This window comes from Halomonas garicola (assembly GCF_031935715.1).
Taxonomy (GTDB): domain Bacteria; phylum Pseudomonadota; class Gammaproteobacteria; order Pseudomonadales; family Halomonadaceae; genus Vreelandella; species Vreelandella garicola.
In genome coordinates, this window is the sequence record NZ_JASSZF010000018.1 from 51,543 (window position 1) to 60,563 (window position 9,021).

The 9,021-nt window shown below is 61.3% G+C and carries 10 protein-coding genes; all 10 read left to right on the forward strand.

Annotated features, from left to right (window positions below; genetic code table 11):
- Window positions 1-23: 23 nt before the first annotated feature.
- Window positions 24-1,076: a bifunctional riboflavin kinase/FAD synthetase gene (gene ribF / locus RS027_RS08225; RefSeq protein WP_311955925.1), complete on the forward strand. Its 1,053-nt coding sequence runs from the start codon at window positions 24-26 to the stop codon at window positions 1,074-1,076.
- A 7-nt stretch (window positions 1,077-1,083) separates the two neighbouring features.
- On the forward strand, window positions 1,084-3,924 hold the full coding sequence (ileS, locus tag RS027_RS08230; RefSeq protein ID WP_311955926.1) for an isoleucine--tRNA ligase: 2,841 nt from the start codon (window positions 1,084-1,086) through the stop codon (window positions 3,922-3,924).
- Window positions 3,917-4,450: a signal peptidase II gene (lspA, locus tag RS027_RS08235; RefSeq protein WP_311955927.1), complete on the forward strand. Its 534-nt coding sequence runs from the start codon at window positions 3,917-3,919 to the stop codon at window positions 4,448-4,450. Before ileS ends, lspA begins: the two co-directional genes overlap by 8 nt.
- On the forward strand, window positions 4,451-4,936 hold the full coding sequence (gene fkpB / locus RS027_RS08240) for an FKBP-type peptidyl-prolyl cis-trans isomerase (RefSeq protein ID WP_311955930.1): 486 nt from the start codon (window positions 4,451-4,453) through the stop codon (window positions 4,934-4,936). It begins immediately after the preceding gene.
- Between the two features lie 20 nt (window positions 4,937-4,956).
- Window positions 4,957-5,973: a 4-hydroxy-3-methylbut-2-enyl diphosphate reductase gene (ispH, locus tag RS027_RS08245; protein ID WP_311955933.1), complete on the forward strand. Its 1,017-nt coding sequence runs from the start codon at window positions 4,957-4,959 to the stop codon at window positions 5,971-5,973.
- A gap of 75 nt (window positions 5,974-6,048) precedes the next feature.
- Complete coding sequence (locus tag RS027_RS08250) at window positions 6,049-6,459, forward strand: type IV pilin protein (protein ID WP_311955941.1); 411 nt, start codon at window positions 6,049-6,051, stop codon at window positions 6,457-6,459.
- Window positions 6,459-6,743, forward strand: coding sequence for a pilus assembly FimT family protein (locus tag RS027_RS08255; protein WP_311955945.1), 285 nt, complete (start codon window positions 6,459-6,461; stop codon window positions 6,741-6,743). Before RS027_RS08250 ends, RS027_RS08255 begins: the two co-directional genes overlap by 1 nt.
- Window positions 6,744-6,907: 164 nt before the next feature.
- The gene (locus RS027_RS08260) at window positions 6,908-7,351 is read left to right on the forward strand and encodes a type IV pilus modification PilV family protein (RefSeq protein WP_311955947.1); all 444 of its coding nucleotides are present in this window, start codon (window positions 6,908-6,910) and stop codon (window positions 7,349-7,351) included.
- A complete protein-coding gene (locus RS027_RS08265) occupies window positions 7,348-7,788 on the forward strand; it encodes a PilW family protein (protein WP_311955950.1) in 441 nt (146 codons plus the stop codon). The genes RS027_RS08260 and RS027_RS08265 overlap by 4 nt, the downstream gene beginning before the upstream one ends.
- Before the next feature lie 63 nt (window positions 7,789-7,851).
- Complete coding sequence (locus tag RS027_RS08270; protein WP_311955954.1) at window positions 7,852-8,913, forward strand: PilX N-terminal domain-containing pilus assembly protein; 1,062 nt, start codon at window positions 7,852-7,854, stop codon at window positions 8,911-8,913.
- Window positions 8,914-9,021: the final 108 nt, after the last annotated feature.

The window sequence follows — 9,021 nt, forward strand, 5'->3', positions numbered from 1 at the left end:
CAACAATCAAAGGCTTGAGTGGTATGCGCGTCATACGAGGTTTGCACAATTTACAGGCGTCCCACCGGGGTTGCGTGGCAACCATCGGCAACTTTGACGGCGTGCACCGCGGCCATCAGGCGATTTTGCAGCAGTGCCGCGAGCACGCCGCGCGCCTTGGCGTGCCCCTGGCCGTGGTGGTGTTCGAGCCTCAGCCGCGCGAGTATTTTGCCGGGGAGCAGGCGCCGCCGCGGCTGACCCGGCTGCGCGAAAAGGTCCGCCTGCTGCGCCGCCACGGCGTCGACCAGGTGCTCTGCCTGCCGTTCAACGAGGCCCTGCGCAGCCTCACCGGGCGCGAATTTATCGACCAGGTGCTGCTCGCCGGCCTCGGCGTGCGCCATCTGGTGGTGGGCGACGACTTCCGCTTTGGCTGCGACCGCCAGGGCGACTTCGCCCTGCTCGAAGCCGTAGGCCAAGAGAGCGGCTTTAGCGTCGAGCATACCCGCAGCTTCGAGATAGAGAACCAGCGCGTTTCCAGCACCCGGGTGCGCACATTGCTTGCCAGCGGCAACTTCCGCGCCGCTGCCCGGCTTTTAGGCCGGCCCTATACCCTTGATGGCCGGGTAGTGCGCGACCAGCAGCTGGGCCGCACCATCGGCGCCCCCACTGCCAACCTGCCGCTGCTTTCCCAGCCGCTGACCCTGCGCGGCGTGTTTGCCGTGGTGGCCGAGCGGGAAAACGGCGAGCGCTACCGGGGCGTGGCCAACGTCGGCTTTCGCCCTACGGTAGGCAGCACGCGGCCGATACTCGAAGTCAACCTGTTTGACTTCAGCGGCGATCTCTACGGCCAGCGGATGACGGTGTACCCCTGCGCGCGGCTGCGCGGCGAGGTCAAGTACGATGACTTCGCCGCGCTCAAGGAGCAGATCGCTCGGGATCAGGCGAGCGCCCGGCGCTATCTCGCTGCCACCGCCATCGATGACGACCGCGCGCTACCCCTGGCCTCGGCTCCGCCCGGCGGCCAAGCGGCCGGCTCCGACCCCATCCCTTTTGATTCTTCCTCGGCGGGTAGTGCCGCCGACGCTAACGACGGCTGACCGGACTATGGACTATAAGCACACGCTGAATCTGCCTGAAACCGATTTTCCCATGCGCGGCATGCTGCCCAAGCGTGAACCGGGGCGCGTGTCGCAGTGGCAGGATCTGGATATTTACCAGCGCCTGCGCGAGGCGCGCGCGGGCAAGCCGCTGTTTGTGCTCCACGACGGCCCTCCCTACGCCAACGGCAGCATTCATATCGGTCACGCCGTCAACAAGATTCTCAAGGACATCGTCGTCAAGTCCAAGACCCTGGCGGGCTTCGACGCCCCCTACGTGCCGGGCTGGGACTGCCACGGTCTGCCCATCGAGCACAAGGTGGAAACCACCCACGGCAAGCACCTGGAGCCCGCCCACGCCCGGGAACTGTGCCGGGAGTACGCCGGCGCCCAGATCGAGACCCAGCTGACGGATTTTGTTCGCCTGGGCGTGGTCGGCGACTGGGACAACCCCTACCGCTCCATGGACTACGCCAACGAAGCCGGCGAGATCAGGGCGCTTGGCGACATGGTCGAAGCCGGCTATGTGTTCAAGGGACTCAAGCCGGTGAACTGGTGCTTCGACTGCGGCTCGGCCTTGGCCGAGGCCGAGGTCGAGTACGCTGATAAGCAGTCCGACGCCATCGACGTGGCGTTTCCGGTGGAAGATGCCGACAAGCTCGCCGCCGCCTTCGGCCTTGAGGCGCTTGGCAAGCCCGCGGCCGTGGCCATCTGGACCACCACGCCCTGGACCGTTCCCGCCAACCAGGCGCTCAACGTCCACCCGGACTTCACCTACGCCCTGGTCGACGTGGGCGAACGCCTGCTGCTGGTCGCTGAAGAGCTGGTGGAAAGCTGCCTCGAGCGCTTCGGCCTGGAAGGGGAAGCCATCGCCACCGCCCAGGGCCGCGCGCTTGAGCTGATCCGCTTTCGCCATCCGCTCTACGCCCGGTCGTCGCCTTTGTACCTGGCCGACTACGTCGAGTGCGAAGAAGGCAGCACCGGCATCGTGCACTCCTCGCCGGCCTACGGGGTGGACGACTTCAACACCTGCCGGGACTACGGCATGGACTTTGACGACATGCTGAACCCGGTGCAGGGCAACGGCGTCTACGCCGACGATCTCGGGTTCTTCGGCGGCGAGATGATCTGGAAGGCCAACCCCCACATCGTCGACAAGCTCGATGAGGCGGGCGCGCTTTTGGCGCACATCCCCATCATCCACAGCTACATGCACTGCTGGCGGCACAAGACGCCGGTGATCTACCGCGCCACCGCCCAGTGGTTTGTGGGCATGGATTTGGCTGGCAAGGACGGCAAGACCCTGCGCCAGCGGGCGCTTGAAGGTGTGGACGCCACGCGGTTCACCCCGGCCTGGGGCCAGGCGCGGCTGCACGCGATGATCGCCAACCGCCCGGACTGGTGCATCTCCCGCCAGCGCAACTGGGGCGTGCCGCTGCCGCTGTTTCTGCACAAGCAAAGTGGCGAGCTGCACCCGCGCACCGTGGCGCTCATCGAAGAGGCCGCCAGGCGGGTCGAACAGGGCGGCATCGACGCCTGGTTCAACCTCGAGTCTTCCGAGCTTCTGGGCGCGGAGGCCGACGACTACGAAAAGGTCACCGACACCCTGGACGTCTGGTTCGACTCCGGCACTACCCACCGCCACGTGCTGCGCGGCTCGCACCCCCACGGGCACGAGACCGGCCCGCGTGCGGATTTGTACCTGGAAGGCTCGGACCAGCACCGCGGCTGGTTCCACTCCTCGCTTCTGACCGGCTGCGCCATCGACGGCCAGCCGCCGTACCGCGAGCTTTTGACCCACGGCTTCACCGTGGACGCCAAGGGCCGCAAGATGTCCAAGTCCACGGGCAACGTGGTCGCCCCCCAGCAGGTCATGGACAAGCTGGGCGCGGATATCCTGCGCCTCTGGGTCGCCTCGACCGACTACTCCGGCGAAATGGCCGTGTCGGACGAAATCCTCAAGCGCACCGCCGACGTCTACCGCCGCATCCGCAACACCTCGCGCTTTCTGCTGGGGAACCTCACCGGGTTCGACCCTGCCGCAGACGCCGTGCCCTTTGCCGATATGCTGGCGCTGGACCGCTGGGTAGTCGATCGCGCCGCCCGGCTCCAGGCGCGCATCCATACGGCCTATGAGGAATACCGTTTCCTCGACGTCTACCAGCAGGTGCACAACTTTTGCGCCGGAGAGCTCGGCGGCTTTTACCTCGACGTGATCAAGGACCGCCAGTACACCACCCAGGCGGACTCGCTCGCCCGGCGCAGCGCCCAGACGGCGCTTTATCGCGTGGTCGAGGCGCTGTCCCGCTGGATCGCGCCGATCCTTTCGTTCACCGCCGAGGAGATCTTTGAGCACATCCCCGGCGAGCGTAGCGACAGCGTGCTGCTGGAAGAGTATTACGCCGAGCTTTCCACGCTCGAGGATGACGCCGAGATGGGCCGGGCGTTCTGGGCCGAGCTCCTCGACGTCAAGAACGCGGTGAACAAGTGCCTGGAAGACGCGCGCAACGCCAAGATCATCAAGGGCAGCCTGGCCGCCGAGGTCACGCTCTACGTGGACGACGCGCTGAACGCTACCCTTGCCCGGCTGGGCGACGAGCTGCGCTTTGTCATGCTGACAAGCGAAGTGCACCTGCAGCCGCTGGCGCAGGCCGAAGGCGTAGAGCAGACTGAGGCAACCGTCCTTGACGGCCTGAAGGTCGCGGTCAGCGAAAGCCCCCACGCCAAGTGCGAGCGCTGCTGGCACCATCGCCCGGACGTGGGCAGCCACCCGGAACATATCGACCTCTGCGGGCGCTGCATCGCCAACCTGCCCGAGGGCGAAGGCGAGACCCGCCGCTATGCCTGATACCGCCGCCTCCCCCGCATCGGCGGCGCCCATGCGCCGCCCCCAACGCTGGCTGTGGCTGGCGCTTGCCGTGGTGGTGCTGGACCTGGCCACCAAGTATGCCGCCAGCCACCTGCTGGGCTATGCGCGTCCGGTGGAAGTTCTGCCGTTTTTCAACCTGACGCTTTTGCATAACACCGGCGCGGCGTTCAGCTTTCTGGCGAGCCACCCGGGCTGGCAGCGCTGGCTGTTCGCCACCATTGCGGTGGCCGCCTGCATCGGGCTTGGCGTGTGGCTTACGCGCCTGAAGGCCGACGAGAAACGCCTGGCCTGCGCGCTTGCGCTGATTATCGGCGGGGCCCTTGGTAACCTTTATGACCGGGTGGTCCACGGCTACGTGGTGGACTTTCTCTCGTTTCACGCCGCCGGCTGGTACTACCCGGCGTTTAACGTAGCCGACATCGCCATTACGCTGGGAGCCATCGGTTTGATCTGGGAGTCGGTCATGGGCGATCGCCGACGCCGCATCCAACAAGCGAGGCATTAAATGAGTGACGACCTTAACCAAGCGAGCCACGACCCTGCCAGCCACGCCTATACGATTGGCGAGGGCATGGAAGTGACCCTGCACTTCACCCTGAAGCTTGAAGACGAGACGGTGGTGGATTCCACCAAGGACAAGGACCCGGCCACCTTCGAGTTCGGCGACGGCAACCTGCCGCCGGGGTTCGAGCATCCGCTCAAGGGCCTTGCCGCGGGCGCCCACGAGCGCTTCACCATTCCGCCCGAGCACGCCTTCGGCCAGCACAACGAGCAGAACATCCAGTTTCTCAAGCGCGAAGACTTCGGCGATCAGGAGCCCGAAGAGGGGCTGATGCTCTCCTTTGCCGACAAGGCGGGAACCGAACTGCCCGGCGTGGTCAAAGAAATAGAGGGCGAGCGCGTGGAGGTCGACTTCAACCACCCGCTGGCCGGGCGCACCTTGACCTTCGAGGTCGAAGTCATCAACGTAAGGCCTGCGACTACCCATTGAGTTTTCATCAAGGCGAGACCATGCAAACTGATTCCGTGCAGAGTCATCCGGTACAGTCCGGCGCGGCAGAGGCGCAGCCGGTGGCCATCAATCTGGCCAATCCGCGCGGCTTTTGTGCCGGCGTGGATCGGGCCATCGATATCGTCAACCGGGCGCTGGACGTGTTCGGCCCGCCCATCTACGTGCGCCACGAGGTGGTGCACAACCGCTACGTGGTGGAAACCCTGCGCGAGCGCGGCGCGGTGTTCGTCGAGGAGCTCGACGAAGTGCCCGACGACGTCATCGTCATCTTCTCCGCCCACGGCGTTTCCCGTGCCGTGCAGCAGGACGCCGAGCGCCGGGGGCTGAAGGTCTTCGACGCCACCTGCCCGCTGGTGACCAAGGTGCACATGGAAGTGCTGCGCTACGCCAAGCGCGGCCGCGAGTGCGTGCTCATCGGCCACCACGGCCACCCCGAAGTGGAAGGCACCATGGGGCGCTATGACACCACCCACGGCGGGCAGATTTACCTGGTGGAAGACGAAGGCGACGTCGCCAGCCTCGAAGTGAATCACCCCGAAAAGCTGGCTTTCGTCACCCAGACGACGCTCTCCATGGACGATACCGCGAAGGTGATCGACGCCCTGCGCGAGCGCTTTCCCGAGATCCAGGGCCCGCGCAAGAACGACATCTGCTACGCCACCCAGAACCGCCAGGACGCGGTGCGCGAGCTCGCCGCCGAAAGCGGCCTGGTGCTGGTGGTGGGCAGCCCCAACAGCTCCAACTCCAACCGTCTGCGCGAGCTTTCCGAGCGCATGGGCACGCCGGCCTACCTGATCGACAACGCCGAGCAGATCGACGCGGGCTGGCTCGACGGTATCGACCAGATCGGCGTCACCGCCGGCGCCAGCGCCCCGGAAGTGCTGGTCAAGGGCGTTATCGAACGCCTGCGCGAGCTGGGCGCCAGCCTGCCCGAGGAGCTCGCCGGCCGCGAGGAGGACGTCACCTTCTCCATGCCCCGGGAGCTGCGCGAAGAAGAGGTCATTGCCAAAGGCTGACCGCCGGGCAGATGCAATGCGCCGCGGCTTGGGACATACTGACAGCGTATAAGCCGACCGCAGGGAGCCTTTATCGTGCTTTATCGCCTCGCTTTTCCCCGCGCTGGCTGTCCGGATGACGGCCAGCGCGGCTTTACTCTGATCGAAGCGCTGGTGACGCTGGCCCTCGTCGGCATTCTGGCGTCTATCGCCTATCCTTCCTATACGAAATACGTCGAGCGCTCCGTGCTGAGCGATGGCAAGGCGGGGCTGTTTGAGGCTGCCTCCATGATGGAAAGCTGCTATACCAAAAGCTATAGCTACAGCGGCTGTCTTTCGGAAGAAAAGTCCCAAGCAAAACACTACATCATTACCCAGGAAAAGAAATCGGAGGACGGGGGCTATACGCTAACCGCCAAGCTTCAAGGCAGCAGCAATAGCGACGGCTGCGATAAAGACCTGACGCTCAATGCCAAAGGCGAGAAAATACCTAAAGAGTGCTGGTAATGCGGCGAGCGCGCGTCTTTACCCTGATCGAGCTGCTGGTCGCCCTGGCCGTGGCGATACTGCTGATCACGGTGGCGGTGCCCGGCTTTACCGGTCTGCTTGCTCGCCAGCAGATGGCGGGCGACGTAAACCAGGTGACCTCGGCGTTTCAATTCGCCCGCAGCGAAGCGATCAAACGCCGGGCCGAGATGACCGTCGAGTGGCAATCGGACGGTGACGGCTGGCTTATTGATATAAAGGATGCAACAGGCGATAAAGTCCGGCGCGGGCGGCGCGAACGTTAGCTTTGACCCGGCTAAGATGACGGTAACGTATGGCCCCTTGGGCATGGCGGAAGGCGAAGGCTGTCCGTGCGAGCTGAAGATTGAGCCTGCCGGTAGCGGGGCAGGTAAGCCGCGCACTATCGAGATCAACAGTGCTGGTAGGCTAAAAGTAAAGGACGGTGCCGATGCTTAAGCAGGGCGGATTTACGCTAATCGAAGCGCTGGTAGCGCTGGCCATTCTCGCCTTCGGGCTGATGGGCAGCGCCGCCCTGCAGCTCAAAGCCCTGCACAGCGCGACCCGCAGCTACCAGCACTCGGTTGCGACGCTGGCCGCCGTGGACGCCCAGGAACGGCTTTGGGAAGAGCTTGGGAAGGTACTACTGGAAAGTGGCAATGACTGTACCAATCTCGACCTGAGTCAAGTTAAATCCGATTGGAAGGATCATTGGAAACCGCCAAGCACTACTCAATCGCCTCCGCCACTTCATCATGCTGATTTGCAGATTGAACCAGGGAGTGGGATCTGCGTATACGACGTTTCCGTCACGCTGGGTAATGAAGGGGACGACGGCTACGGCAAAGTGGAGTATAAGGTCCGCCTGCCGTCACAATCGGGAGGTGGGGGATGATGCGTGCTTCCCGACAGGCCGGCTTTACCCTGGTGGAGCTGATGGTCGCCCTGCTGATCGGCAGCGTTATCGTGCTGGGCGCCGGTTCGCTGTTTTTGACCACCCTGCAGACCTTCCAGAAGGTAGACGAGCTCAGCCGCAAGCAAGAGGCGGTGATCTTTGCCGCCCATACCCTAAGCGAGCGTATACGAATTGAGAAGGACAATTACGAGCTGACATGCAAGGTCAAAGACAGCCAGTGCAAATGTACGTTGGATAATACCGAAGAAGAGGAGCCAGTGGTAACGTTCCATCGACCATCCGGAAGCGGCTGTGCCGAGAGCGACTTGATTAATAAGCAAGGTTCAAAATTTGTAATTTCGCTGCCGCTAGAGCAGAACGGCGAAAAACTTACTTTTCAGGTAACTCCACGGCAGCCGGTTATTGATGAGCTCTAAAAACAAATTAAGAGTCATGCACAAGGCGATGATAACTAGAAAGCAGCCGCGCGAGGTGACGCGATGAACCAGGGAATACAACGGCAGCGGGGCGCTGCGCTGGTCGTCGTGCTGGCGCTGCTGGCCGGCGCGCTGATTGTGGGCGCTTCCGGTCTGCAAAGCTCGCTGATCGACGAGCGGCTCGCCGGCAACTACCGCGCCTCCGCCCAGGCGCAGATGAACGCCGAGGAAGCGGTAGCCGAAGCGCTTGCCGAAGGTGTTTTCGCTTCAACAAACTGGACGGACCTATCTTTACCAGAATGGTTCAAGAAAGACAGTTGGGGGGATGGCTGGAGAGAAGAAGTAAAAGAAGTAAGTTACGGAAACCTTGAAAAAGAAAAAAGTGGCAATCTGTGCAACGATAAAGATATTCCGGGTTTTCAAACCTGCTTCTACTTCCCCTTGAAGGTGACAGGTGCGCATAATCCCGGCAACTACGTGGTCGCCGTGGGGGCAGTAAAAGATAAAGCGGGAAAGCTGCTGGCAAGCCGAGTTATATTGATTGAAAATAAAAAGCAAGTTCCTGATATCATCCCCGGCGAGATGGGAAAGGTCTTTTCTAATTATATTTTTTGCTCAAATAAAACCTCTAAGGTATATGGAGTTAAAGGTGGTTGTAGCGATGTCCTTCGTAAGAATTACGGGTATTTTTTTAATGACTTGAGTAGTAGAGGGATTAGCTGTGACACTCCGCCGAACGACTTGAAAGGTAAAGTGTATAAGTGTTCAGAAAAAACAATTAAGCATCTTGATATAAAAAATGGGACTGTTATTTTCCCTAAAGGCGTGGAAATAGAGGGGTCCGTTAATCTTTCGGATGTGGTGTTTGCATCAAAAGGCGAGATTAAGTTTTCCTCAGAGGGAAGTGATTCCGTTATTAAAAATTCCTATATTTTAAATAAAAGCAAGATTTATACGTATTTTAAGGGGGATTTGTCCATCGATCACGGCTATTTTTATGCTGGTGAAGAAATAGAAATCAAATATGGAAGCACTTCCGGAGAATTTTGTGGATCAATAATTGCGGAAGGGGAAATTAAGATGGATGACTCAAGAAATTTCGAAGGGTGTGCTAGGGTGTGTTAACAATCATTAGTTTCGTTTAAACTGATTTAGTATTCATAGATTTTGGTGGGCCATGAGTCGGTTGAAGTTACGCGATGATCAGTGGGAGCGAATCGAGCACCTGCTCCC

Bases quoted from the DNA above. Each gene is read 5' to 3' on its own strand.
- RS027_RS08265 (WP_311955950.1), top strand. From the start codon at position 7,348: ATGATGCGTGCTTCCCGACAGGCCGGCTTTACCCTGGTGGAGCTGATG.
- ribF (WP_311955925.1), top strand. From the start codon at position 24: ATGCGCGTCATACGAGGTTTGCACAATTTACAGGCGTCCCACCGGGGT.
- ileS (WP_311955926.1), top strand. From the start codon at position 1,084: ATGGACTATAAGCACACGCTGAATCTGCCTGAAACCGATTTTCCCATG.
- RS027_RS08260 (WP_311955947.1), top strand. From the start codon at position 6,908: ATGCTTAAGCAGGGCGGATTTACGCTAATCGAAGCGCTGGTAGCGCTG.
- fkpB (WP_311955930.1), top strand. From the start codon at position 4,451: ATGAGTGACGACCTTAACCAAGCGAGCCACGACCCTGCCAGCCACGCC.
- lspA (WP_311955927.1), top strand. From the start codon at position 3,917: ATGCCTGATACCGCCGCCTCCCCCGCATCGGCGGCGCCCATGCGCCGC.
- RS027_RS08270 (WP_311955954.1), top strand. From the start codon at position 7,852: ATGAACCAGGGAATACAACGGCAGCGGGGCGCTGCGCTGGTCGTCGTG.
- ispH (WP_311955933.1), top strand. From the start codon at position 4,957: ATGCAAACTGATTCCGTGCAGAGTCATCCGGTACAGTCCGGCGCGGCA.
- RS027_RS08255 (WP_311955945.1), top strand. From the start codon at position 6,459: ATGCGGCGAGCGCGCGTCTTTACCCTGATCGAGCTGCTGGTCGCCCTG.